24 protein-coding genes, 1 tRNA gene and 1 pseudogene are annotated in these 22,965 nt (G+C 74.2%); 17 read left to right on the forward strand and 9 right to left on the reverse strand.

Annotation, left to right across the window (positions count from 1 at the left end):
* Nucleotides 1–115 precede the first annotated feature (115 nt).
* From RM540_RS13055 to nusG, 3 genes are all read left to right on the forward strand, one after another.
* A tRNA-Trp gene (locus tag RM540_RS13055) sits at nt 116–188 on the forward strand.
* 43 nt (nt 189–231) lie between these two features.
* On the forward strand, nt 232–447 hold the full coding sequence (gene secE / locus RM540_RS13060; protein ID WP_311664805.1) for a preprotein translocase subunit SecE: 216 nt from the start codon (nt 232–234) through the stop codon (nt 445–447).
* Nucleotides 448–466: 19 nt separating this feature from the next.
* Nucleotides 467–1,012 carry a transcription termination/antitermination protein NusG gene (nusG, locus tag RM540_RS13065; protein ID WP_311664806.1) on the forward strand — a complete coding sequence of 182 codons (546 nt, stop codon included), beginning with the start codon at nt 467–469 and terminating at the stop codon, nt 1,010–1,012.
* A gap of 114 nt (nt 1,013–1,126) precedes the next feature.
* Here nusG and RM540_RS13070 read toward each other — a convergent pair whose 3' ends face one another.
* Genes RM540_RS13070 through RM540_RS13080 form a run of 3 tightly spaced genes read right to left on the reverse strand, consistent with a single transcriptional unit; the run spans nt 1,127 to nt 4,113 of the window.
* Nucleotides 1,127–1,558, reverse strand: a complete 432-nt coding sequence (locus RM540_RS13070; RefSeq protein WP_311664808.1) for an ATP-binding protein — start codon at nt 1,556–1,558, stop codon at nt 1,127–1,129.
* A 3-nt stretch (nt 1,559–1,561) separates the two neighbouring features.
* A complete protein-coding gene (locus tag RM540_RS13075) occupies nt 1,562–1,927 on the reverse strand; it encodes an STAS domain-containing protein (protein WP_311664810.1) in 366 nt (121 codons plus the stop codon).
* Nucleotides 1,924–4,113, reverse strand: a complete 2,190-nt coding sequence (locus tag RM540_RS13080) for a PP2C family protein-serine/threonine phosphatase (protein ID WP_311664812.1) — start codon at nt 4,111–4,113, stop codon at nt 1,924–1,926. The genes RM540_RS13075 and RM540_RS13080 overlap by 4 nt, the downstream gene beginning before the upstream one ends.
* Nucleotides 4,114–4,301: 188 nt before the next feature.
* On the opposite strand from RM540_RS13080, the gene RM540_RS13085 reads away from it, so the two are divergent.
* The 12 genes from RM540_RS13085 (at nt 4,302) to RM540_RS13140 (ending at nt 15,345) form a co-directional block, all read left to right on the forward strand.
* Nucleotides 4,302–6,065, forward strand: a complete 1,764-nt coding sequence (locus RM540_RS13085; RefSeq protein WP_311664814.1) for a hypothetical protein — start codon at nt 4,302–4,304, stop codon at nt 6,063–6,065.
* A 72-nt stretch (nt 6,066–6,137) separates the two neighbouring features.
* A complete protein-coding gene (gene prmA, locus RM540_RS13090; RefSeq protein ID WP_311664816.1) occupies nt 6,138–6,971 on the forward strand; it encodes a 50S ribosomal protein L11 methyltransferase in 834 nt (277 codons plus the stop codon).
* 194 nt (nt 6,972–7,165) lie between these two features.
* Nucleotides 7,166–8,062 (forward strand): Ppx/GppA phosphatase family protein, encoded by an 897-nt coding sequence (locus tag RM540_RS13095; RefSeq protein WP_311664818.1) that lies wholly within the window; start codon nt 7,166–7,168, stop codon nt 8,060–8,062.
* Between the two features lie 138 nt (nt 8,063–8,200).
* Nucleotides 8,201–9,070: an Mrp/NBP35 family ATP-binding protein gene (locus RM540_RS13100; RefSeq protein ID WP_311664820.1), complete on the forward strand. Its 870-nt coding sequence runs from the start codon at nt 8,201–8,203 to the stop codon at nt 9,068–9,070.
* Nucleotides 9,071–9,257: 187 nt separating this feature from the next.
* Nucleotides 9,258–9,533, forward strand: coding sequence for a NifU family protein (locus RM540_RS13105; protein ID WP_311664822.1), 276 nt, complete (start codon nt 9,258–9,260; stop codon nt 9,531–9,533).
* A gap of 44 nt (nt 9,534–9,577) precedes the next feature.
* Nucleotides 9,578–10,309 carry a hypothetical protein gene (locus RM540_RS13110; RefSeq protein WP_311664824.1) on the forward strand — a complete coding sequence of 244 codons (732 nt, stop codon included), beginning with the start codon at nt 9,578–9,580 and terminating at the stop codon, nt 10,307–10,309.
* A 294-nt stretch (nt 10,310–10,603) separates the two neighbouring features.
* Nucleotides 10,604–10,840 (forward strand): FeoA family protein, encoded by a 237-nt coding sequence (locus tag RM540_RS13115; protein ID WP_311664826.1) that lies wholly within the window; start codon nt 10,604–10,606, stop codon nt 10,838–10,840.
* A gap of 4 nt (nt 10,841–10,844) precedes the next feature.
* Nucleotides 10,845–11,072 carry a FeoA family protein gene (locus RM540_RS13120; protein ID WP_311664828.1) on the forward strand — a complete coding sequence of 76 codons (228 nt, stop codon included), beginning with the start codon at nt 10,845–10,847 and terminating at the stop codon, nt 11,070–11,072.
* A gap of 22 nt (nt 11,073–11,094) precedes the next feature.
* Nucleotides 11,095–13,407: a ferrous iron transport protein B gene (gene feoB / locus RM540_RS13125; RefSeq protein WP_311664830.1), complete on the forward strand. Its 2,313-nt coding sequence runs from the start codon at nt 11,095–11,097 to the stop codon at nt 13,405–13,407.
* A 40-nt stretch (nt 13,408–13,447) separates the two neighbouring features.
* A complete protein-coding gene (locus RM540_RS13130; RefSeq protein WP_311664833.1) occupies nt 13,448–13,807 on the forward strand; it encodes a nucleotidyltransferase domain-containing protein in 360 nt (119 codons plus the stop codon).
* Entirely contained in the window at nt 13,804–14,226 is a 423-nt protein-coding gene (locus RM540_RS13135) for a HEPN domain-containing protein (protein WP_311664835.1), read from the forward strand. Before RM540_RS13130 ends, RM540_RS13135 begins: the two co-directional genes overlap by 4 nt.
* 99 nt (nt 14,227–14,325) lie before the next feature.
* Nucleotides 14,326–15,345: a glycerophosphodiester phosphodiesterase gene (locus RM540_RS13140; protein ID WP_311664837.1), complete on the forward strand. Its 1,020-nt coding sequence runs from the start codon at nt 14,326–14,328 to the stop codon at nt 15,343–15,345.
* 62 nt (nt 15,346–15,407) lie between these two features.
* Here RM540_RS13140 and hemL read toward each other — a convergent pair whose 3' ends face one another.
* From hemL to RM540_RS13165, 5 genes are all read right to left on the reverse strand, one after another.
* Entirely contained in the window at nt 15,408–16,703 is a 1,296-nt protein-coding gene (gene hemL / locus RM540_RS13145) for a glutamate-1-semialdehyde 2,1-aminomutase (RefSeq protein ID WP_311664839.1), read from the reverse strand.
* A complete protein-coding gene (hemG, locus tag RM540_RS13150) occupies nt 16,700–18,115 on the reverse strand; it encodes a protoporphyrinogen oxidase (RefSeq protein ID WP_311664841.1) in 1,416 nt (471 codons plus the stop codon). The genes hemL and hemG overlap by 4 nt, the downstream gene beginning before the upstream one ends.
* A 191-nt stretch (nt 18,116–18,306) precedes the next feature.
* Nucleotides 18,307–19,362: a ferrochelatase gene (gene hemH / locus RM540_RS13155; RefSeq protein WP_311664843.1), complete on the reverse strand. Its 1,056-nt coding sequence runs from the start codon at nt 19,360–19,362 to the stop codon at nt 18,307–18,309.
* 110 nt (nt 19,363–19,472) lie between these two features.
* Nucleotides 19,473–20,495, reverse strand: a complete 1,023-nt coding sequence (hemE, locus tag RM540_RS13160) for a uroporphyrinogen decarboxylase (RefSeq protein ID WP_311664845.1) — start codon at nt 20,493–20,495, stop codon at nt 19,473–19,475.
* A gap of 89 nt (nt 20,496–20,584) precedes the next feature.
* Nucleotides 20,585–21,370, reverse strand: coding sequence for a chlorite dismutase family protein (locus tag RM540_RS13165; RefSeq protein ID WP_311664847.1), 786 nt, complete (start codon nt 21,368–21,370; stop codon nt 20,585–20,587).
* A 141-nt stretch (nt 21,371–21,511) separates the two neighbouring features.
* Here RM540_RS13165 and RM540_RS16430 point away from each other — a divergent pair.
* A pseudogene (locus tag RM540_RS16430) lies at nt 21,512–21,696 on the forward strand (type II toxin-antitoxin system HicA family toxin).
* Between the two features lie 2 nt (nt 21,697–21,698).
* Nucleotides 21,699–21,908 (forward strand): type II toxin-antitoxin system HicB family antitoxin, encoded by a 210-nt coding sequence (locus RM540_RS13170; protein WP_311664849.1) that lies wholly within the window; start codon nt 21,699–21,701, stop codon nt 21,906–21,908.
* A 49-nt stretch (nt 21,909–21,957) separates the two neighbouring features.
* Here RM540_RS13170 and hemB read toward each other — a convergent pair whose 3' ends face one another.
* Nucleotides 21,958–22,950, reverse strand: coding sequence for a porphobilinogen synthase (hemB, locus tag RM540_RS13175; protein WP_311664851.1), 993 nt, complete (start codon nt 22,948–22,950; stop codon nt 21,958–21,960).
* Nucleotides 22,951–22,965: the final 15 nt, after the last annotated feature.

A 22,965-nucleotide genomic window follows, 5' to 3' on the forward strand; every position in this document is an offset into this window, starting at 1 on the left:
GACCGGCTCGGGTGGGGGCGGGGCGGTTCTCCACCGTCCCTCCGAACCATCCGCCCCGCCGGCCCGTAGATTGAACCGACCGCCGGCGCTCCTCGGGGCGCCGGCGGTCCGCTGAACGGGCGTAGCTCAATTGGCAGAGCAGCGGTCTCCAAAACCGCAGGTTGTAGGTTCGAGTCCTGCCGCCCGTGCCCGCTGACCCCTCCGACACCCGCCGCGCGTGCGGCCTCCAGCATGGCGACCCAAACCCAAACGAAGGCCCCGGGCGGGGCGGCCGGCAACTACGTCGCCGAAGTCCGCAAGGAGATGCGGAAGGTGAACTGGCCGAAGCGGAAGGAGCTGATCGACAACACGGTCCTTACGCTTCTGGCGTCCCTCGTCCTCTCGCTGTTCATTTTCGGGGCGGACAAGGTCATCAGCCTGGTCCTCCAACTCGTTTACGGAAGCTAGACCGCCCCGCCCACGCCCCATGTCTTTGACCCGCACCGTCCGCAAGTGGTACGTCCTCCGCACCTTCTCGGGACACGAGAAGAAGGTCGAGGAGTACCTCATGCGTGAGATCGAGCGTCTGGGCTACGACGACAAGCTGAGCCAGATCGTCATCCCGACCGAGACCGTGTTCGAGATGCGGGCGGGGAAGAAGAAGACGCGCGAGAAGACGTCGTTTCCGGGTTACATCCTCATCGAGGCCCTGATCGACCCGTACCTCAAGGAGCTCATCAGCGGCGCGCCGTCGACGATCGGGTTCCTCGGCGCCAACGGCGAGCCGGTCCCGCTCCGCCCCGACGAGGTCAGCCGCATCCTCGGGCGGATGGACGAGGACCAGGGCGAGCAGCCGGAGATCCCGTTCAAGACGGGCGACCCGGTCAAGGTCGTCGACGGCCCGTTCAACACGTTCACCGGGTTCGTCGAGGAGGTCTACCCGGACAAGATGAAGGTCCGCGTGATGGTCTCCATCTTCGGCCGCAAGACGCCGCTCGAGCTCGACTACCTCCAGGTCGAGCACGAGGGGTAGCCGCCCCGCCCGGACCGCCTGTTCGACCGCCCCGCCCTCACCGTTTGAGGGCGGGGCGGTTCTGCGTCGGGCCGCTCTGCTCGTGGACTGGCAGCGGGAGATCGCCGGTCGTCCCTACGAGGCGTTTGGGGGCGGGGCGGCCCGCACCGTCAGGCGCACCTCGTTGGTCCCGCGGTCCCATCGGTAGGCTACGTCGTCGACCAGGCGGCGGATGAGGTGGAGCCCGTAGCCGTGCTTGGCCCGCGCGCGGAGGGCTGCGTCGGGCGGGGCGGTCGGGGCCGTGGTCGGGTCGAACCGGGCGCCGCGGTAGCGGACCGTCACCGTGAGCCCGCCCCGCCCGGGCGCGCCGCGCACGACGACGCGGCGGCCCGCGCCGAGCCCGTGCTCGATGGCATTCGCGACCGTCTCGTCGACGGCCAGCTGGATGCGCCGCCCCGCCCGCGCCGGCAGCCCCGACGCCTCGGCCCACGCCGACACGCGCCGGCGGACGCGGGCGAGCTCGGCCGTCTGGCCGCGGACCCAGAGCGTTTCGGGCGGGGCGGCCACGGCTCAGCGGGCGTCGAACGCGGCGACGGCCGCCTCGACCGTCGGCGCCATGTCGAACACGGTGGGGAAGCCGAGCAGGTCGAACACCTCGAACACGCGGTCCGGCAGCGCCGCGATCTTCAGGTCGCCCCCCGCGGTCCGGGCCGGCTCGACGAACGCCATGAACACGCCGAGCCCGGCCGACGAGACGTAGTCGAGCCCGGCACCGTCGACCACGAGGCGGGCGTCGCCGCCGTCGAGGCACGCCTGGAGCGCGGCCTCGAAGTCGGGCGCGGTGTGGGCGTCGAGCTCGCCCGACGGGGCGAGCACGCGGACCGGCGCCTCGGGCGGCCCCTCGCGGCGGTCGAAGCGGACGGAAAAGTGGCTCATGGGGCGGGCGGGGTGGGGAAGGCGGGGCGCTCGGTGACGGGCGGGGCGGCCGGCGCGGGCGCGGGCGTGGGACCGCCCCGCCCGACCCAACGGACGACGACGAACGTGGTGTCGTCGTCGGGGTCGGCGCCGGACCACGCCCGGTGCTCGTCGAGGAGGAGGTCGCGGAGGGCCTCGGCGTCGCGGTCGCGGTGGCGGGCGACGAAGGCAGCGAGCCGGCTGTAGCCGTACTCCGCCCCGCCCGCGTCGCGGGCCTCGACCAGGCCGTCCGTGTACAGGAGGAGCGTGTCGCCGGGCACGAGCGCGACGGTCTGTTCGACGAGCGCGCGGCGGAACGTGGCGCCCTCGCGGTCGAGACCAATCGCGAGGCCGTCGCCGCGGAGCAGCCACGTCCCGCCGTCCGGGCGGGCCTCGTCGCGGGCGAGGACCGTCGGCGTGTGGCCGGCGCGGGCCAGCGCGAGCGTCCCTGCGTCGGCGTCGAGCACGGCGTAAGCGGCCGAGACGAAGTCGCCCCGCCCCAGCGACGGGCCGAGCGCGGCGTTGGCTTCGGCGAGGTAGGCGCCCGGTGCGCGGGCCAGCCGGCTCCCGGCCTGGAACGTCCCCTTCATCATGGCCATGTAGAACGCGGCCGCGGCCCCCTTCCCCGACACGTCGGCCACGAGCACGCCCAGGCAGTCGGGGCCGAGCCGGACGACGTCGTAGTAGTCGCCGCCGACCTCGCGGGCGGGGCGCTCGGCCGCCGCGATCTGGACGCCGGCCACATCGGGGAGCGTCTGGGGGAACAGCCGCCGCTGGACCTCGCGGGCCAGCGTCAGCTCGCGAGCGAGCCGGTCGCGTTCGAGGGCGTCGGCGAACAGGTCGGCGTGGGAGATCGAGAGGGCCGCCTGCCCGGCGAACGTTTCGAGCGCCGCCAGGTCGTCCGGCGCGAACGCGTCGGCCGTCGGGCGGGCCACGAACAGCGCCCCGCGGACGAGCCCGACCGCCCCGCCCCCGTCGGCGGCGTCGAGGCTGCCCGCCTGCCGCGCGGTCCCCAGCGGGAGCACGGCGAGGCTGCCCACGCCGCTCCCCGGCCGGGCGCGGACGCGGTGGTCGGCCTCGGCGTGGTCGAGGAGGAGCGCTTCGCCGTCCTCGACCGCGCGGGCGAGTGCCGCCACGTCGACGGCCGCCGCCGCCGCCTCGACCGAGACGCCCTCGGCCGCCACGACCGCGGGCGCGACGGCGCCGGTGCGGACGTCCGAGAGCGCCACCCACGCGAGGTCGCCCAGTCCGGCCTCGACCGGCCCCCGCGCAACGGCGGCCGCGAGGGCGGGGCGGTCGAGGAGCCGGCCCGAGAGGTCGGCCAGCTGGCGGAGCGCCCGCCGCTCGCCCGTCCGGTCGTCGTCGGCGGCCGGCGCGCCGAGGAGGAGCACGAGCCCCGCGGCGAGCGCGTAGAGGCCGCCCACGACGGTCACGAGGAGCGTCCCCGCCCCCAGTGGGCGGCTGAGGAGCGACGTGTACCCGATGGCCCCGACCGCCCCGCTCCCGTCGCCGACCGGGAGCGTCGCCGGCCCGGCGCTGCGGACGACGACCAGGCCCACGAGGACGGCCGCGAGCGCGAGCGCGAGCGCCGCCGCCGCCCCGCGCTGCCGCCGCCCGAGCGCCGCCGTCCACGACTGCCGCGCCGAGAGCGCCGCGCCCAGGAGCACGGTCGCCGCCGTGAGCAGGGAGAGCGCCGGCGGGGGCAGCTCCGTCACCGGCCGCCCCGCCAGCAACACGGCCGTCGTCAGACCCAGCCCGACGAGCGCGCGCCACGCGAGCACGACGCCGCGCCGGGGCCGCCGGAGCACGAGCGGGCGGAGGGCCACGAGGACCGTCACCGACAAGACGCCGTCGGCCGCCCCGACGACGCCGCCCAGGACCGCCGTCGCGAGGTCGAGCGGGAGGGCCGTTTTGGGGTCCACCCCGCCCTCGTGGAGCCATCCCACGCCGGCCTCGACGGCGAGCACGCCGAGCGCCACCAGGAGCGGCGTCGAGAGCGTGCGCAGCGACGGCGGCCGCCCCGCCCCGGCCGCCACGAGCGCCGCGTACGCGGCCGCGAGCGCCACGACGACGGCCAGGTCGAGCGCGACCGCGACCCCGAACGGGGGCGGCGTGTGGGCGGCGGCCTCGACCACGCGCACGGCCGCCACGCCCGCGACGCCGAGCACGGCGACGGCTCCAACGCCGAGCCGCCGGGGGCGGGTCGCGACGACGGCGCGGGGCGGGGCGGCGTAGGTCAGAGCGGAGGGGTGGGGGCGGCCGCCCGTGTTCGGGCGGCCCGGAGCCGGAGTTGCAGCAAGATCAGGACGCCGCCCCGCCCCGGCAACTCTGCGGCCGCCCCGCCGTAGCGGCCGCGATGCGCGCCACCCTGTCCCGCCTGCTCCTGCTCGCCCTCCTCGTCCTGGGCGTCGTCGTCGCCGTTCGGTCGGGGGCCGAGGCCGCCGACGGCGTCGTCTCGCTCGCGGGCGTCGGCGTGGACCGGCTGGAGCACCAGGCGTTCCGGGTGTCTGGGCCGGCGGTGCTCGCCGTCGACGCGGCCGGCTCGTTCGAGGAGGCGGGGAGCCCGACGTCGGACACGACGCTCGCCGCGACCGCCTGGATCGTCCGCCGCGCGGACGGCGCCGTCGTCTGGCGGATGCGACCGCCCCGCCCCGCCCGCGGCACGTTCGCCGCCGTCCAAGACACGGTGCGCCTGCCGGCCGGCCTCTACGACGCCTACGTCGCGTCCTACGGCGACCCGCTCGTGCGCGCCCCGGCGCCGCCGTCCCCGTCGCTCGGCGAGCGGCTGCGGACGGCGCTCAACCGGAGCGGGCGGGCGTGGCGCGGCGACGCCGGCCGGTGGCGGCTCGTCGTCCGGGCCGCCGGCGCGGGCGGGGCGGTCGAGCACATCGACGGTGACCCGGCCGACGACGCGGGCGCCAATCGGGGCGGGGCGGACTCGGCGGTCGTCTGGCGCGCCTGGGGCGTCGGCAGCGGCGAGCGGCGCGAGTCCTTGTTCCGCGTCACGGCGCCGACCCCAGTCCGCGTTCGCGCGCTCGTTGAGGCGACCGACGGCGTCCTCGCCGATTCGGCCTTCGTCGTGCGCCTGGGCACCCGCGACACCGTTTGGGCCGCGCGCCCGGAGCGGACGGCGTGGGCGGGCGGGTCGCTCAAGAACCGGCTCGCTACAGGCGAGCTCGCGCTCGCGCCCGGCTACTACCGCGCCGTCTACCTCTCCGACCGCGACCACGCCTACGATTCGTGGACGTCCAACCCGCCTTGGGCGCCGTGGCAGTGGGGGATGGAGGTCCAGGGCGGGGCGGCCGTCGCCCCGCTCGACGTGGACGACGTAGACCTCCCCGAGATCGCGGCCATCCGGTGCGCCGGCCCAGACGACGCCTCCACGATCGTTTTCACGCTCGACGCCCCCGCCGACGTCCTCGTCGTCACCGTCGGCGAGGTCGTCGGCGGCAGCCGCTACGACTGGGGCGCTCTCGACCGCGAGGAGCCCGGGGGCGGGTGGGACGAGGTGTGGGAGATGCCCCGGAGCGACCTCGAACCCGCCGGCGGGGCGGACCGAAACCGTCAGGCAACCGCCGCGCTCTCGCTCGACGCCGGCACGTACCGGCTCCGCTACGAGACCGACGCTTCGCACGACTGCCAAAGCGGGTTCAGGGGCGAGGGTGGCCCCCGCGCCGAGCTGTGGGGCGTCGTGCTCTACGCCCTCGACCCCACGTTCGACCCGGTTTCGGTCGGCCGCCCCGCCCCGCCCCCGGAGACCGAGACGGTGCTCGCCGAGGCCGTCGCGGGCGAGGGCGGGGCGGAGCAGGCGGTGCCCTTCACGCTCGACGCCGGCGCGGCACTCGCCGTCGCGGGCGCCGGCGTGTTTATGAGCGACGTCCTCGTCGAGACGGGCTGGATCGTGGACGAGGACGGCCGCCGCGTATGGGAGATGACGCGCGACAACACCGACCCCGTGGGCGGATCCCCGGTCTTCCGCCAGTTCCGCGGCGTGGTCGACCTCCCCGCCGGCGCCTACGTGCTCCACCACCAGGCCGACGCGACGGGAGCGGCCGGCGCGCTCGCCGGGGCCGTCGACCCAGACGTGCAACGGGGCGTCCGCGTCGTCCGCGCGCGGTAGCGTGGGGCACCCCGCCCGCCGGGGCGCGTAGGGGCCGCCCCGCCCGCCCCGCCCGCCCCGCCCGCCCCGCCCATGCCCGACACGCTCCGCCTCACGCTCACCGTCTCGCCCGACGCCCGCGAAGCGCTCGTGGCCGACCTCGCGGACTGGGGCTTCGACGCCTTCGAGGAGACGGACGACGGCGTCGTCGCCTATGCGCCCGTCGCCCGGTGGGACGCCCCGACGCGCGAGGCCGTTGACCGCCGCGTGGGCGGGGCGGGGTGGCGCGCCGAGACGGTCGAGGACCAGGACTGGAACGCGACGTGGGAGGCCAGCCTGGAGCCGGTCGTCGCCGGCCCGTTCGTGGTGGCGCCGTCGTGGGCAGACCTCGGCCCGGAGCACGACGGCCGCACACGGCTGACGGTCGACCCGAAGATGGCGTTCGGGACGGGCTACCACGAGAGCACGCGGCTCGTGCTCCGGCTCCTCCCCGACATCGTGCTCCCGGACGCTCGCGTCCTCGACGTAGGGACCGGGACAGGCATCCTATCTATCGCCGCCCTCGCTCTCGGCGCCTCGTCGGCGCTGGGCGTAGATATCGACCCGTGGAGCGTGACGAACGGGGACGAGAACGCGACCCGCAACGGCGTACAGGACCGTTTCGAGGTCCGCGAGGGCTCGCTCGACGTGGTGCCGGAGGACGGGTTCGACCTCGTCCTCGCCAACATCATCCGGTCCGTCCTGGTGCCCATGCTCCCGGACCTCGTGCAGAAGGCGACGCCCCGTGCTCCCATCGTCCTGGCTGGCCTCCTCGTGACCGAGCGAGAGGCGCTCCTCGATGCCGCGGGCGGGGCGGGACTCGCGCTGGAGCACGAGGCGTCGGAGAACGAGTGGTGGGCGTGCGTGCTGCGGAGGGATGAGGGATGAGGGATGAGGGATGAGGGATGAGGGATGAGGGATGAGGGATGAGGGATGAGGGATCGCGCGGGCGGGGCGGCCCTCGAAAAGTTCCGCCGATGTCCACCCCGCCCGGTAGCCCGCCGCCCCGCCCGCCGGCATCTTCCCGTACCCCGTACCCCGTACCCCGTACCCCGTACCCCGTACCCCGTACCCCGTACCCCATGCGCGTCTGCGCCATCGACGTTGGAACGAACACGGTCGTCAGCCTCGTCGCGGACGTGGAGGACGGCCGCCTCGACGTGGTCGCCGACGAGGAGCGGTTCGCCCGGCTTGGCCAGGGCGTCGACGCCTCGGGGCGGCTGGCGGACGACGCGATGGACCGCGTGGTCGACCGCCTCACGGCGGCCCGCGCGACGGCCGACCGGCTCGGCGCCGAGCGCGTCGTGATCGGGGCGACGAGCGCGAGCCGCGACGCCCAAAACGTCGGCGTGCTCCGCGACCGGGTCCGCGACGCGCTCGGCCTGGATTATCGCGTGATTCCGGGCGTCGAGGAGGCCGCGCTGAGCTTCCGCGGCGCGCTCGCCCTGCTCCCCGACGTCGCCGAAGCGGCCGTCGTGGACGTGGGCGGCGGCTCGACCGAGGTCGTCGCCGGGACGCGCGCGGGCGGGGTGACGTACCGGACGAGCCTGGACGTCGGGAGCGTCCGCCTGACCGAGCGGCACCTGGGCGAGCGCCCGCCCGCCCCGTCCGCCGTCCGCGTGGCTGAGACCGACGTGGCGGCGGCGCTCGCGACCGTCGACCGGGACGCCGTGCGTGGCCTCCCTCTGCTCGCAACCGGGAGCGTGGCGCGGCTGCTCGCACGGCTGTCCGAGGCCGCCGGCGATCCCCCGTTCGTGCCCCTGGGCGAGATCGAGGCGTGGCGGGACCGGCTCCTCGGGCTCACGCCGGCCCAGGCGCTCGCGCTCGCGCCCGACACGCTGGCGGGGCGGGAAGACGTGGCGGCCGCGTCGGTCCTGGTGCTCGCCGCCGTCGTCCGCGCGCTCGGCGCGGGCGGGTACGTCGCCACGCCCGGCGCGCTTCGGCACGGGCTCGCGCTCTGGGCGGCCGAGCAGGCGTAGGCTCCCGCCCCGCCCCGCCCCGCCCACGCGGCGAATCGACTCGGGCGGGGTGGCGCGGGCGAACGTCGGGGGAAGGCGCGGGGAGCGCGGAACCCCGCCCCGCCCGCCGGGTGCCCTCCCCGAGCTTCCCCGAGACCCATGGCCGACCCCACGCCGCCCGCCGCCCCCGCCCCGCCCACGGCCCCGAAGGGCGTCCGCGGAGTCAAAAACTTTATCGCCGTCGCGAGCGGGAAGGGCGGGGTGGGCAAGAGCACCGTGGCCGCCAACCTCGCCGTCGCGCTCGCCGAGGGCGGGGCGGCCGTCGGGCTCCTCGACGCCGACATCTACGGCCCGAGCGTCCCGCTCATGTTCGGCGTGCCGCCGAGCGAGAAGCCGCGCGTGAACGACGACCGCGACATCGTCCCGCTCGTCCGCTACGGGGTCAAGGTGCTGTCGATGGGGTTTCTGGTCGACGACGCGAACGCGGTCATTTGGCGCGGGCCGATGGTGTCGAGCGCCGTGCGCCAGCTGCTCGGGCAGGCCGCGTGGGGCGAGCTCGACTACCTCGTCCTCGACCTCCCGCCCGGCACCGGCGACATCCAGCTCACGCTCGTCCAGACGGTCCCGCTGACCGGCGCCGTCGTGGTCTCGACGCCGCAGGACGTGGCGCTGGCCGACGCGCGCAAGGCGGTCGCCATGTTCCGCAGCGTCCACGTGCCCGTGCTCGGCGTGGTCGAGAACATGGCGTACTTCACCCCGCCCGATCTCCCCGACCGCCGGTACTACCTGTTCGGCGAGGCCGGCGCGCAGAAGCTGGCCGCCGAGCTCGACGTGCCGGTTCTGGCCGAAGTCCCCATTGAGCAGGCCACACGTGAGGCCGGCGACCGCGGGACGCCCGTCGTGCTGAAGGAGCCAGAGAGCGCGGCGGCCCGGGCGTTCGCGCAGGCCGCCGAGCGCGTCGTGGCGGAGGTCGAGCGCCGCAACGACGCCGCCCCGCCCACGCAGCCCATCGAGATCCTGTACAAGTAGGGCGAGGGCGGGGCGGTCTGGAGACGAAGTCCCACCCCACCCGCAGCGTCCTGCAACGTGAAGACGGCCGCCGGGGCGGGGCGGCGGGTACGACTCCCGCTCCCCAGCGCGTCTCTCCGGCACACGCGACCCAAGCCGGACCGACCGCCGGCCCGGTGTTATCCTCCCGACTCACCCTTCTGCGGACATGGCCGACGCTTCTGTACTCGACCCCGCCGACCCCGACTTCCGCCAGCGGATCGAGACCACTCTCGACTCCATCCGGCCCTACATGATGGCCGACGGCGGGAGCGTCCGGCTCCAGAACGTGACCGACGACATGGTCGTCGAGCTCGAGCTGCTCGGCGCGTGCGGCACGTGCCCCATGAGCATGATGACGCTGCGCGCGGGGATCGAGCAGGCCATCAAGCGTGCGGTCCCCGAGGTCACGCGCGTCGAAGCCGTGGCCCCGGCCGCGCGCTAGCGGCCCGTCGAGCCCTCCGCTTCCGCCCCGCCCACCGGAGCCTGATGGACCTTGAGACAGACGGCGTGGCCCCCGCGGGCTGTGCAAAGACACACGAGACGGAAGGGGGCGGGGAGCGCCGGCTCCACCACGTCACCCGGATCGACATTGAGCCCTCCGAGGCCCACCCCCGCCGCCACCCGACGCACGGGTGGCAGGTGCGCGCGCGGCGCGACGGGACGCGGCTCTCCAAGTTTTTCGCCGACGCCAAGCACGGCGGCCGCGATGCCGCCCTCGACGCTGCCATGACGTACCGCGACGACCTCCTCGCGTCCATCACCCCGCCCGACGACCCCAAGCCGCGCAAGGCGTGGAGCAACACGGGCGTCGTGGGCCTCTCGGTCCGCGAAAAGACCGAGGGGGACAAGACCAAGCTCTACGTCCAGCTCAACTGGGTCAACGCGGCCGGCAAGCGCCGGGCGGGGTCGTACTCGGTGGAGAAGTGGGGCTTCCGGCGGGCGCTCTGGAACGGGTGCCTCCGGCTCTACCGCGAACGCGCGGCGGCCGGGTCGCCGGTCGAGGAGGTCCACGTCATGTTCGCCCGGGCGCAGGAGCCGTTCGCCGACCTCGTCGCCGAAGAGATCGCGGCCGAGAAGGCGGCCGAGCGCGAGGCGGCCCGCGAAGAGGCTGAGCAGAAGCGGTCGGACGAGAACCGAGAGCAGTTCGAGAGCCCCGAGGCCCGTGCCGCTCGCGAGGAGGACCGCCTGCGCAAGCTGGAAGACACCCTGTTCGGCTAGGGCGGGGCGGATGATCAGATGGTGCCTCGCCACCCGGGGGCGGGGCGATGCCCTCGTCGCGCCACCCTGCCCCGTTCCACAGGACGCGACGAGTTGTGTAGCGCGGCACTCGGGCGGGGCGGCGGGATTTCACATGAGGGGGCCGCAGGCCGATACGCCCCTACCGCCCCGCCCGCCCCCGTTGCCCGAGAGAATTCGCTGGGCGGGGCGGTCGGGCGGAACCGCGTCGGCGGGCAGAGCCGTACCTTTAGAACCCGTCCAGATAACCCGCCACCCCGCCCGCCGGCGCCCGCCATGTCTGCCAGCCCCGCCCCGGTCACTGCGTTCGCCGCTGGCAAGCGGGTCCGGCTGTGCTTCATGGGTCTCGACGAGGCCACGTGCGCCCGGCTCCGCGAGCTCGGCGTCCGCGAGGGGTGCGACGCCTGCGTGATGTCGACCGGCGACAAGTGCGTGCTCGGCCTGGGCGCCGCGCGCGTGGCGCTCCGCCGCGAGGTGGCCATGGGCCTGTTCGCGACGGACGCCGACGGGTAGCGCCTTGTCCGTCACGCTCGACACGCTCGCCGCCGGCGCCCGCGCGACCGTCACGGGCTACGCCGCCGGCGACCCGCCGGGCCGGCTGCTCGAGATGGGGCTCGTGCCCGGGACGACCGTCGAAGTCGTCCGCCTCGCCCCGCTCGGCGACCCGATGGACCTCCGCGTGCGCGGGTTCCACCTCTCGGTCCGCAAGCAGGAGGCCGCGCACGTGATCGTTACTCCGGCCTAACCCACCCCGCCCCGGTTTGCCCGTGGAGACCCTCCGCCCCGCCCCGCCCGCGACGCGTCCCGCCCCGGCCCGAGTCCAGACCGTGGCGCTCGCGGGGAACCCGAACGTGGGTAAGACGACGCTGTTCAACGCGCTCACGGGCAGCCACCAGAAGGTGGCCAACTACCCCGGCGTGACCGTCGAGCGCAAGTCGGGCCGCCTGGCCCGGAGCGGGCGGGGCGGGGCGGAGGGCGTCGAGGTCGTCGACCTGCCGGGCACCTACAGCCTGAGCCCCAAGTCGGTCGACGAGCGCGTCGCCTTCGACGCCCTCGTCGGGCGGATCCCGGGCGAGCCGGCGCCCGACGTGGTCGCGTGCGTCGTCGACGCGACGAACCTCGAGCGCAACCTCTACCTCGTGACCCAGGTCCTCGACCTCGGGCTCCCGGTCGTCGTCGCGCTCAACATGACCGACGCGGCCGCCGAGGCCGGCATCGAGGTCGACGCCGACGCGCTCGCCGACGCGCTCGGCACGCCGGTCGTCCCCATCTCGGCCAAGACGGGCGACGGGCTGGACGCGCTCCGCCGGGCCGTGCTCGACCCGCCCCGCCCCGCGGGCGGGGTGGCTTGGGAGGCGATGCCGGCCGTGGACGAGGCGCTGGACGCGCTCGCCGAACGGCTGGGCGCTGAGGCGCCCGACGTGCCGGCCGCGCGCCGCCGCTTCGAGGCGCTCGGCGCGCTCACCGCCGACCCGCTGCTCGCGCCCTGGGCGGGGCGGGCGCCGGGCTTCCACCAGGCCGTGCTCGACACGCGCGCCGAGTTCGAGGCCCGGCCGGTCCCGTACAAGATGGCCGAGATGATGGGCCGCTACGGCTGGATCAGCCCGGTCGCCGCCCGCGTCGTCCAGCACACGGCCGCGGCCGACGAGCGGACGCTCTCGGACCGGATCGACGCCGTCGTCACGCACCGGATCTGGGGGCCGCTCATCTTCGGCGGCGTCCTGCTCGTCATCTTCCAGGCCGTCTTTAGCTGGGCCGTCCCGGCGATGGACGGCATCGAGTGGCTGGTGGGCGTGACGGGCGAGGGGATGCGCGCCGTGCTGCCGGACGGCGTCCTCGAGGACGTGCTCGTCGAGGGCGCGCTCTCGGGCGTGGGCAACGTGCTGGTGTTCCTGCCCCAGATCCTCCTCCTGTTCCTGTTCCTGGGCCTCATGGAGGACTCGGGCTACATGGCGCGGACGGCGTTCATCATGGACCGCGCCATGCGCCGGGTCGGCCTGAGTGGGGCGTCGGTCGTGCCCATGCTCTCGGCCTACGCCTGCGCCATCCCCGGCATCATGGCCGCGCGCACGCTGGCCGACGAGCGCGACCGGATCATCACGATCATGGTCGTGCCCTTGCAAGGGTGTTCGGCGCGGCTGCCGGTCTACGTCCTCTTTATCGCCGCGTTCATCCCGGCCGGCACGCTGTTCGGCGTCGTCGGGTACCAGGGGCTGGCGATGACAGGGCTCTACGTCCTGGGGACCGTCATGGCGTTTGTGTCGGCCCTCGTGCTGCGGCGGTTCGTGTTCAAGGGCGAGGGCTCATCGTTCGTGATGGAGCTGCCGCCGTACCGGATGCCGCAGCCGAAGTACCTCTGGCGGCGCATGGTCGACCGCTCGAAGGTGTTCGTGGTCCGCGCGGGGAAGATCATCTTCGCGCTCTCGATCGTGCTCTGGTTCATGGCGAGCTACCCGAAGGTGGAGCCGCCCCCGGAGCTGGCCGCGCGCGCGGCGGCGGCGGACGTGGCAGTCGAGGAGGCGACCGAGTCGCTCGTCCGCATCAACCCCGCCGCCGCGGCCGAGCTGCACGCGACCGAGCGGGCGTCGATCGAGTCGGCGCTGGAGGCGGCGGACGTGGAGCGGGCGGCGGTCCAGAACGAGATCGCCGGGTACCAGGTGCGGAACAGCCTCATCGGCCGGTTCGGACACGCCATCGAGCCCATCATGCGTCCACTCGGGTTCGACTGGAAGATTTCGGCCGGCATCGTGGCCTCGTTCGCCGCTCGCGAAGTGATCGTGAGCGCGCTCGCCACGATCTACAGCGCCGGCGCCGACGCGAACGAGGAGAGCCTCGCCCTCCGCGACGCGATCAAGGCCGACCGCTACCCCGACGGGACGCCGGTCTTCACCCCGCTCGTGGCGGTCAGCCTGCTGGTGTTCTTCGTGTTCGCGCTCCAGTGCATGAGCACGCTCGCGATCGCCAAGCGCGAGCTGAACTCGTGGTTCTGGCCGGCCGTGATGTGGGGGTACATGTTCGCGCTGGCCTACGGGTTCTCGTTCGCGATCTACCAAGGCGGGAAGCTGTTGGGGCTCGGGTAGGCCGCCCCGCCCGGGTGGGGCGGTCGTCTATCTTGACCCGATGGAGACACCGGACCCCCTCGCCGCGCCGACCGACGCCCACGTCCAGGACGCCGTGAGGCGTCTCGTACGGACGCTCGACCCGCTCCGCGTGGCCGTGTTCGGGTCCGTCGCGCGGGGGGAGGCCAGGCCGGGGAGCGACCTCGACCTCCTCGTCGTCCTCGCCCACGCGGACGACCGGCGGGCTCTGCGGCTGGCCGCCCGGCGGGCGCTCGTAGACCTGGACGTGGCCAAGGACGTTGTCGTGACGACGCCGGAGGAGATCGGCCGGAGGGGCGGGGTGGTCGGGACCGTGCTCCACGAGGCGCTCCGCGAGGGGCGCACGGTGTACGAGCGGCCCGGGGGCGGGGTGGCCCGGTGAGCGCGGAGACCCTCCGCGAGGCCTCGAGGTGGCTCCGCTACGCACAGGAGGATCTTGCCACCGCCCGCGCCCTCACGGGAACGTCTTCTGTCCCGCCCCGGCACGCGGCGTGGCTCGCTCAGCAGGCGGCGGAGAAGGCGATCAAAGCCGTCCTGATCGCCCTCCAGATCCCCTTCCCGTTCGTCCACGACTTGGACCGGCTCGTGGCGCTCGTTCCCGAAGCGTGGGGCGTGTGCGACGTAGACGCCGACCTGACCGCGCTCACCGAGTTCGCCGTCGACGCTCGGTACCCCGATGACCTCCCCGACGTGAGTGCTCCCGAGGCCCAGGCTGGCGTCGTGGACGCGGAGCGCGTTGTGGCTTCCGTGGAATCCCAACTGGTCCCCTGGTTGCGGGCGTGGGGCGGCGCGGAGAGTTGACGGTCGCGTAACCGGGCGGGGTGGGGGCATGTGAACCTTCCCTCCGCCACCCCGCCCCGCTCCGCTACGCCCGCCGCCCTCCTCCTGCTCTTCGCCTGCGTGCCCTCCCCGCCCGACTCGGTCGCTCCGCGGCCTCCGGTCCTCGTCATCGCCCACCGGGGCGCGAGCGGCGACCGCCCCGAGCACACGCTCGCCGCCTACCGCCTCGCCATCGAGCAGGGCGCCAACGTGATCGAGCCCGACCTCGTCATCACGCGCGACGGCGTGCTCGTCGCCCGCCACGAAAACGAGATTTCGGAAACGACCGACGTCGCCTCGCGTCCCGAGTTCGCCGGCCGCCGCACGACCAAGACCATCGATGGTGAGGAGCGGGCGGGGTGGTTCACCGAGGACTTTACCCTCGCCGAGCTCAAGACGCTCCGGGCCGTTGAGCGCCTCCCCGCCCTCCGCCCCGCCAGCGCGGCCTACGACGGACGATTCGGGGTGCCGACGCTGAACGAGGTCATCGCGCTCGCGCAGGAGATGGGCGAGGCTCGGGGCCGCCCGGTCGGGCTCTACCCCGAGACCAAGCACCCGGCGCACGCCCGCGCGCTCGGGCTGCCGCTCGAAGAGCCGCTCGTCGCCGCGCTCCACGCCGCCGGCTACACGTCGGCTGAGGACCCCGTGTGGATCCAGTCGTTCGAGGTCGGCAGCCTGGAGCGTCTGGATGGGCTGACGAACCTCCGGCTCGTCCAGCTCGCGCACCCGGGCGGAGCGCCGGCCGACCGCCCCGCCCTCGGCTACGACGAGATGATGACGCCGGAGGGTCTGGGCGGGGTGGCGCAGTACGCCGACGCCGTCGGCGTGGCCAAGGCGTTCGTTCTGGGCGACCGCCTCGCGCCCACGCCGCTCGTCGCCGACGCGCACGCCGCCGGCCTCGCCGTCCACGTGTGGACCGTCCGCGCCGAGAACGCTTTCCTCCCCGCCCCGCTCCGCTCCTCTAGCGACCCGGCCGCGCTCGGCGACGTCGCCGCCGAGGTCCGCGCGCTCGTGGCGGCCGGCGTGGACGGCCTGTTCACCGACCACCCCGCCCTCGTCCTGGCGGCGCTCGGGCGGGGCGTGACGAGCGGGAGGTGGTGAGGAGGCACGGCCCACCCCGCCCTCACGACGGCGGGCGGGGTGGGCGACGTCCCATTACCCGCTCACAGCGCCGCGAACGCGGACTGGAAGGCCTCCGCCGCCGTCTCGACCACGTCCGGCGTGTGGGCGCTCGACGTGAAGCACGCCTCGAACGGCGACGGCGGGAGGTAGACGCGGCGCTCCAGGAGCAGGCCGTGGAGGCGCGAGAACGCGGCCTTGTCGCTCGTCTGGACGTCCTCGAAGGAGAACAGCGAGCGGTCGTTGAAGAAGAACCCGAACATGGTCCCGACGGCGTCCGTCACGACGGGGACGCCGGCGGCGTCGGCGGCGCTCTGGACGGCTTCGGCCGTCGTGCGGGCCGCCTCGGCGGCCGCCTCCCACGCGCCCGTCGCGTCGACCTCGCCCAAGAGCGCGAGGCCGGCGGCCATCGCGAGCGGGTTGCCCGAGAGCGTGCCGGCCTGATAGACGGGGCCGTCCGGGGCCACGAGCTTCATGACGTCGGCGCGGCCGCCGTAGGCGCCGACAGGGAGGCCGCCGCCAATGACTTTGCCCAAGACCGTCAGGTCCGGGGTGACGTCGTAGAGCGCCTGCGCCCCGCCCGGGTGCACGCGGAACCCAACCATCACCTCGTCGAAGACGAGCAGCGCCCCGTGCGTCTCCGTTACCTCGCGGAGCATCTGCAAGTACCCGTCGCGCGGGCGGACGAGCCCCATGTTGCCGGCGATGGGCTCGACGAGGAGCGCCGCGATCTCGCTGCCCTCGCGCTCAAACACCTCGCGAACGGCGGCCTCGTCGTTGAACGGGATCACGAGCGTATCGGCGGTCACGGCGGCCGGGACGCCGGGCGAGTCCGGCAGCCCGAGCGTCGCCACCCCGCTCCCGGCCTTCGCGAGCAGGAGATCGGCGTGGCCGTGGTAGTGGCCGTCGAACTTGACGACCTTGTTGCGGCCCGTGAACGCGCGCGCGGCGCGGACGGCGCTCATGGCGCCCTCGGTCCCCGAGTTCACGAACCGGAGCCGCTCCATCGACGGGTAACGGTCCTGGATCTGGTGCGCGAGGCGGACTTCGAGCGGGCTCGGCGCGCCGTAGCTCGTGCCCTTCGCCGCCTGCTCCGTAATCGCCTGCGTGACGGCGTCGGGCGCGTGCCCCAGGAGGAGCGGGCCGAACGAGAGCACGTAGTCGATGTAGCGGTTCCCGTCCACGTCGACGAGGTACGGCCCCTCGCCCCGCTCGATAAACCGGGGCACGCCGCTGACCGACTTGAACGCGCGGACGGGCGAGGAGACGCCGCCGGGCATGAGGCCCTGGGCCTCGGCAAACAGGTCTTCGGAACGGGCGGTCGACACGGTGTCAGTCATCGGAGGGGGGGAGAGAGCAGGGAGTCGGCGGCGGACTGGGCGCCCGCGATCACGTCGGGGAGCCCGACGCCGCCGAGCGCGGCGCCGGCGAGGGCGAGGGCGGGGTGGCGAGCGGCCGCGGCCCGCGCGGCGGCGAGGCGGGCGGGGTGGCCCATCGTGTACCGCGGCGAGACGGACCGCCAGCGGTGGACGAACTGGAGCACGGGCTCGCCCTCCAACCCGACGACGCGCGCGAGGTGCCGGCGCGCGGCGTCCAGAAGCGCGTCGTCGTCCCGGTCGAGCGCGTCGGGGCGGAAAAAGACGCGGGCGAGGTCGTGGCCGGGCGGGGCGGTCCCGGCGTGTTTTCTAGATAGCATCGTGACGGCCTGCACCGCCCCGCCCTCTGACCGTGGCACGAGCCACCCGGAGACGTCGGGCACGCGCGGCGCGTCGGCCGTCTGGAACCCGACAATCGCGACGGCCGCGCTCCCCATCGGGACGCCCGCGAGCGGGGCGGCGAGCGCAGCGTCAAGGGGCTCCAGCACGCGCGCGGCGGCCGGGGCGGGGAGGGCGACGAGGAGGGCGGCGGCCTCGCGCTCGGTCCCGTCCGCGCACGTGACGGCGTAGCCGCCCCGCCCGGGCGCGCCGGCGTTGGGCGGGGCGGGGAGGACGGCGGTGACGGCGGTGTTGGTCTCGACCTCCGCCCCGCCCGCGCGGAGGGCGGCCTCGAGCGCGCTCGTCAGCCGGTCCATGCCGCCGACAGGGCGCTGGAAGGGCGAGGCGCCGCCCACGTTCGCCACCGTCCCGCCCCGGAGGCGGAGGAGCGCGCCGGACCGCTCGCGCTCGTGGAGGTGGGGGAGCGTCGCGCGCAGCGAGATCGGCCCGGCGTCGGCGCCGTAGAGGCCGCCGAGCAGCGGCTCGACGAGCCCCTCCCACGCGCCCCGCCCAAAGCGGCGGACGGCGAAGTCTTCCAGGCTCTCGTCCTCGTCGCCAGCGCGGGCGCGGACGAGCGGCTCGAAGGCGGCGCGGAGCCGGGCGCCGAGCCCGAGCGCGGGCGTAGTCAGGAGCGGCCGGAGCTGCCCGGGTACGAGCCCGCTCAGACCCGCCGGCAGGGGGTGGAGCCGTCCGTTTCTCTGGATAAGCGCGCCGCCCCGCGGCGTCGCCGTCTCGACGTCCAGGTGCGCGCAGAGCGCGGGCGCCGCCGGCTTGCGCGCGACGAACACGTCCGGCCCAACGTCGGCCTCGAACTGCGCAGCAGACGGCGAAGCCAAGCCGTCGCGGCGGACGGTCCGCACCACCCCGCCCAGGCGGTCGGACGCTTCGAGCAGGCGCACGCTCCGCCCGCCCTCCACGAGCCGGAGGGCGCCGACGAGCCCGGCCACCCCGCCCCCGAGGACGAGCACGTCAGTGCGGACGGGGCGGTCGGTGGGCATGGGCGGGGTGGGGCGGTCGATTCGCTCCCCCCGTCTGCGCGCCCGTTACGGCGGCAAGGCCGCCGCTCAGCGGGCGCTCAGGCTGTCCCCTCACGCGTGAGGGGGACAGCCCGTGCCGTACGGAGCGAAGCGATGGCGGCGTGGGCGGGGGGAGAGCGCTTCGGGCGGGGTGGGGCTCGAGGGCGGGGCGGCTACGCGGGCATCGCCGTGCCCTCCGGCATCGGCATCGAGGGCTCGCCGGCCGACGCCGCGCGGACGTCGGACTCGATCCACCCCGCCTTGGCCGCGCGGCCCTCGACGAGCTCGGCGAGGAGGCGCGTAAAGCGGGGGTCGTCGTTCAAGGACGGCGGGCGGACGAGCGTCATCCCGCGCTCCTTGGCCGCCTTCTGCGCCTCGATGTCGATGTCGAACAGGATCTCGACGTGGTCCGACACGAACCCGATGGCCAGGCTCACGACCTTGTCCACGCCGCGCTCGTCCTGGAGCGCCGGGACGTGGTCCTCCAGCTGCGGGCCGAGCCACGGCTCCGGGCTCCGGCCCTCAGACTGGTAGCTCCAGCTCCACTGGTCCTCGCGGAGCCCGGCGCGCTCGGCGATGAGCCGGGCCGTCGTCCAGAGCTGGTCCTGGTACGGGTCGCCCATCTTGAGGATGCGGACGGGCAGGCTGTGCGCGCTGAGGACCACGTGCACGTCGTCGCGCTCGTCCTCGGGGAACTGCTCGATCCCCTCACGGACGCGCGCCGCGAACGCCTCAATCAAAAGGTCAGCGTCGAAGTAGGCGTCGACGTAGGCCACGTCCAGGTCGCCGCGGTACAGCTCGAGCCCGGCCTTGACCTTGGCCTGGTACTTCGCGATCGACATGGACGAAAAGTGCGGGGCGAGCACGATGGCGACAGCCCGCTCGATGCCGTCGTCCAGCATCTGACCCACCGTCTCCTCGATCCACGGCGCCCAGTGGCGCATGCCGAGGTAGGCTTTGAACCGCTCGGGCTCGCCGGGCGGGTTGGCGTCGCCGTCCGCTTCGCGGTTGAGGTGGGCCATCGCGCCGGCGATCTGCTCCTTCGTCAGCCCCATGATGGGCGACTTGCCGCCGATCATGCGGTAGTTGTTCGTGATCTCGTCCAGGACCGCCGTCGTCGTCGGCCGTCCGTGGCGGATGTCGGAGAGGTAGCCGGGGATCTCGTCGAGCGACTCCGGCCCGCCGTAGGCCATGAAGAGGACGCCGATCGGTTTGTCTGTGCTGGGCATGGGCGGGGTGGGGGAGAGGGTACGAGGTACGAGCGGGGCGGCTCGATACGTGACGAGTGATGCGTGAGGGTGCTCGTGGAGAGCCGCGTGTCACTCATCACGCATCCGGCTCAGCGCGCCGTGACCTCGTGGACGTAGTCGGTGAGCCGCGCGACGGCGTCGGGCGGGGTGGCGGGGACGAGCCCGTGGCCCGTGTTAAACACGTGGCCCGTGGCCGGCGCCTCGGCGAGCACGCGGTCGGCCTGCGCCTTCAGCTCGCGCCACGGGGCCTGCAGGAGGTACGGGTCGAGGTTGCCCTGGAGCGGCTTCCCGCCGACGCGCTCGGACGCCTCCGTGAGGGTCGGGCCGGAGTCCACGCCGATGGCGTCGCCGCCGGCCGCGGCCACGGCGTCGAGGTGCCCGGCCGTCCCCGTCGTAAAGTGGACGACCGGCTTGCCGGTCTTCTGGGCGATCTCGATGAGCTGCTTCGTGTACGGCGCCGCGTAGCGCTCGTAGTCGTAGCGCGAGAGCGCGCCGGCCCAGCTGTCGAACACCTGGAGCGCGTCGGCGCCGGCCTTGGCCTGCTCCGTCAGGAAGCTGCCGGCGACGGTCACGAGCTTCTCCATGAGGCGCCGCCACGCGGCGGGCTCGCGGTACATGAACACGCGCGTCTTCTCGTACTTCTTGCTCCCCCCGCCCTCGATGGCGTAGGCCGCGAGCGTGAACGGGGCGCCGGCAAAGCCGAGGACGGGAATCCCCTTGGGCTCCAACTCGGCCTTGACCAGCTTGATCGCCTCGGGCGTGTACATCAGCGTCTCGCTCGCGGGCGGGGTGGCCAGCAGGTCGACGTCCTTCGTCGTGTTGATCGGGTTCTCGATCACCGGCCCGACGCCCTTCTCGAAGTGGAGCCCCAGCCCCATCGTCTGGAGCGGCGGGAGGAGGTCCGAGTAGATGACGGCGGCGTCGAGGTCGAACCGGCGGATCGGCTGGAGCGTGATCTCGGCCGCGATCTCGGGCGTCTTCACCATCGTCAGGAAGTCGCGGTCTTTGCGGACCTCGCGGTACTCGGGCAGGTACCGCCCCGCCTGGCGCATAAACCACACGGGTGTGGCGTCGACGGGTTTGCCCGCGAGGGCGTCGAGGAATCGGGACATTCGGTGAGGTACGGGGTACCTGGTGCGGGGTACAAGTGCGAGAGCCGGTCGTACCGGGTACCCTGTACCCCGTACCCCGGCGGAGCCGGTTAGTGGCCGGCGGCTTGGTGGCTCAGCGCCCACTCGAACGGCCCGGCGCTCTGCCAGACGGCGCGGCCGACGAAGAACGGGCCGAGGCGGTCGATGAACTCGGACGTCTGGCGCGTGGCCCGCATCCGCTGGACGACGGCCGAGAGCGGGTGGAGGTCCTTCCCCACCAAGCCGGCGACGAAGTCGTTGTCGTTGGGGTCGAGCCCGTGGCACGCGAGGCGGACGTCGTGGGCGAGGTCGCTCTCGCCGAAGGCCCGCCCGATCCCGCCGTGCTCCATGAGCATCCGGCGCTGCTCCTCGCGCGACTCGCGCTCGAACCGGCCCGACCGCCGGAGCGGGTACCACACGGCCCACGGCCAGTCCCGGTTCGTCATCGTGCGCACGGGCCGGGCGACGAGCGTGTCGTCGAGGTCGGTCTCGTAGCCGATCGAGTACGTCCGCCCGAACATGGTGAGGGCGGGGCGGGGCGTGAGGTCGCGGAACGGGGCGCTCGTGTGGAGCGCGCGGCCGTCCTCGACGAAGAACGCCGGGTCCTCGTGGAACGTGACGACGGCGACGCCTCGCGGGTCCTGCGCGCCCTGGTACACCACCCCGCCCACGCCCAGCTTGTCGGCCTGCTCGGCGAGCGCGGTGGGGTCGGAGCAGCCGGTGTAGGCGAGGAGCTGGACGTAGAGGCGGCGGTCGAGCGACTGCGGGGCGCCGTCGGGCGTCTTGCCGCGTTCGGCGAGGCTCAGGCCGCCCCGCTCGGTCGTCTCGGGCTCGGCGCGCTGGATGTCGAGGGCCATGTTCTTTCAGCTAGAGGTGAAAGGTTCTGTCGGGGCCTACGCGGGCGGGGCGGCGGGGATCGCGGGCGGGGCGGGGTTCACGGACGGTTGGCGGAGCCGCCCCGCCCCCGTCGCGCGGGCGGGGCGGCGTAGGTTGAGCGCATGAAGGTGCGCGACGTCATCCGGCAGATCGAGAGCGACGGGTGGGTGCAGGTCGCACGAAAGGGAGCCACCGTCAGTTCAAGCACGCGGAGAAGCCAGGAACGGTAACTGTGGCGGGGAAGCCCAGCCTCGACCTCCCACCAGGCACCTTGAGCAGCATCCTGAAACAAGCCGGACTGAAATAGCCATGCCGTACGCAGTCGTTATCGAGCGGGGCGAGAGCAGCGTCGGAGCGTACGTCCCTGACTTGCCCGGGTGCGTCGCCGTGGGGGAGACCGAGTCGGAGGTGCGCGGGCTGATCCGCGAGGCCATCGCGTTCCACTTGGAAGGGATGCGCGAGGACGGGGACCCGGTGCCGGCTCCGAGCGCGCATGTCGAGTACGTCGAGGTCACCTAGGGCGGGGCTCCTCGGCCGCCGCCCCGCCCTCGCGCCGCCTCACCCCGCCTCACCCTTTGGGTCCGCCCTCGGACAGCCACTCGGCCGCCTCGGTCGCGTAGTACGTGATGACGATGTCGGCGCCGGCGCGCTTGATCGACGTCAGCGCTTCGAGCGCCGCGCGGCGCTCGTCGATCCAGCCCCGCTCGGCGGCCGCCTTGAGCATGGCGTACTCGCCCGAGACGTGGTAGGCCCCGAGCGGCCGGTCCGGGAACGCCTCGCGGACGCGCCAGATCACGTCGAGGTACGACAGCGCCGGCTTCACCATGAGCAGGTCGGCCCCCTCGTCGACGTCGAGGGCCGCCTCGCGGAGCGCCTCGCGCGCGTTCGCCGGGTCCATCTGGTGGCCGCGGCGGTCGCCGAAGACGGGCGCGCTGTCGGCGGCGTCGCGGAACGGGCCGTAGAACGCGCTCGCGTACTTGACGGCGTAGCTGAAGATGCCGACGTGCCCGAACCCGGCCGCGTCCAGCCCGTCGCGGATGGCGCCCACGACCCCGTCGATCATCGACGACGGCGCGACGAGGTCGGCCCCGGCGCGGGCGTGGCTCACGGCGGCGGCCACGTGCTGCGGGAGCGACGACTCCAACTCCAGCGCGCCGTCGGTGCCTAGGAAGCCGCAGTGCCCGTGGTCGGTGTACTCGCAGAGGCACACGTCGGTGACGACCGCCAGGTCCGGCACCTCAGCCTTGATCGCGCGCACGGCCCGCTGCACGGCCTCGTCATCCGCCGTCGCCGCCGAGCCCTCGGCGTCCTTGTGCTGGGGGATCCCGAACAGGAGCACGCCCGAGACGCCGAGCCGCCCCGCCCGCGCGGCCTCGCGTACGGCCTCGTCGACGGAGAGCTGGTAGACGCCGGGCATGGACGTGATCTCGTCGCGGAGCCCGTCCCCGTCCTTCACGAACAGGGGCAGCACGAGGTCGGCCGGCGACAGGCGCGTCTCGCGGACGAGCCCGCGGAGCGCGGACGTCCGGCGGAGGCGCATCGGGCGGTCGGGGCGGGGCATGAGGGCGATGGGTGA

The organism is Rubrivirga litoralis (assembly GCF_031846415.1).
GTDB classification, from domain to species: Bacteria; Bacteroidota; Rhodothermia; order Rhodothermales; family Rubricoccaceae; genus Rubrivirga; species Rubrivirga litoralis.

Coding starts and splice junctions, on each gene's coding strand:
- hemE (WP_311664845.1), bottom strand. CDS start 20,495: ATGTCCCGATTCCTCGACGCCCTCGCGGGCAAACCCGTCGACGCCACA.
- RM540_RS13110 (WP_311664824.1), top strand. CDS start 9,578: ATGGACCTTGAGACAGACGGCGTGGCCCCCGCGGGCTGTGCAAAGACA.
- RM540_RS13085 (WP_311664814.1), top strand. CDS start 4,302: ATGCGCGCCACCCTGTCCCGCCTGCTCCTGCTCGCCCTCCTCGTCCTG.
- RM540_RS13100 (WP_311664820.1), top strand. CDS start 8,201: ATGGCCGACCCCACGCCGCCCGCCGCCCCCGCCCCGCCCACGGCCCCG.
- hemB (WP_311664851.1), bottom strand. CDS start 22,950: ATGCCCCGCCCCGACCGCCCGATGCGCCTCCGCCGGACGTCCGCGCTC.
- hemG (WP_311664841.1), bottom strand. CDS start 18,115: ATGCCCACCGACCGCCCCGTCCGCACTGACGTGCTCGTCCTCGGGGGC.
- RM540_RS13095 (WP_311664818.1), top strand. CDS start 7,166: ATGCGCGTCTGCGCCATCGACGTTGGAACGAACACGGTCGTCAGCCTC.
- hemL (WP_311664839.1), bottom strand. CDS start 16,703: ATGACTGACACCGTGTCGACCGCCCGTTCCGAAGACCTGTTTGCCGAG.
- nusG (WP_311664806.1), top strand. CDS start 467: ATGTCTTTGACCCGCACCGTCCGCAAGTGGTACGTCCTCCGCACCTTC.
- RM540_RS13170 (WP_311664849.1), top strand. CDS start 21,699: ATGCCGTACGCAGTCGTTATCGAGCGGGGCGAGAGCAGCGTCGGAGCG.
- RM540_RS13165 (WP_311664847.1), bottom strand. CDS start 21,370: ATGGCCCTCGACATCCAGCGCGCCGAGCCCGAGACGACCGAGCGGGGC.
- prmA (WP_311664816.1), top strand. CDS start 6,138: ATGCCCGACACGCTCCGCCTCACGCTCACCGTCTCGCCCGACGCCCGC.
- secE (WP_311664805.1), top strand. CDS start 232: ATGGCGACCCAAACCCAAACGAAGGCCCCGGGCGGGGCGGCCGGCAAC.
- hemH (WP_311664843.1), bottom strand. CDS start 19,362: ATGCCCAGCACAGACAAACCGATCGGCGTCCTCTTCATGGCCTACGGC.
- RM540_RS13075 (WP_311664810.1), bottom strand. CDS start 1,927: ATGAGCCACTTTTCCGTCCGCTTCGACCGCCGCGAGGGGCCGCCCGAG.
- RM540_RS13115 (WP_311664826.1), top strand. CDS start 10,604: ATGTCTGCCAGCCCCGCCCCGGTCACTGCGTTCGCCGCTGGCAAGCGG.
- RM540_RS13130 (WP_311664833.1), top strand. CDS start 13,448: ATGGAGACACCGGACCCCCTCGCCGCGCCGACCGACGCCCACGTCCAG.
- RM540_RS13105 (WP_311664822.1), top strand. CDS start 9,258: ATGGCCGACGCTTCTGTACTCGACCCCGCCGACCCCGACTTCCGCCAG.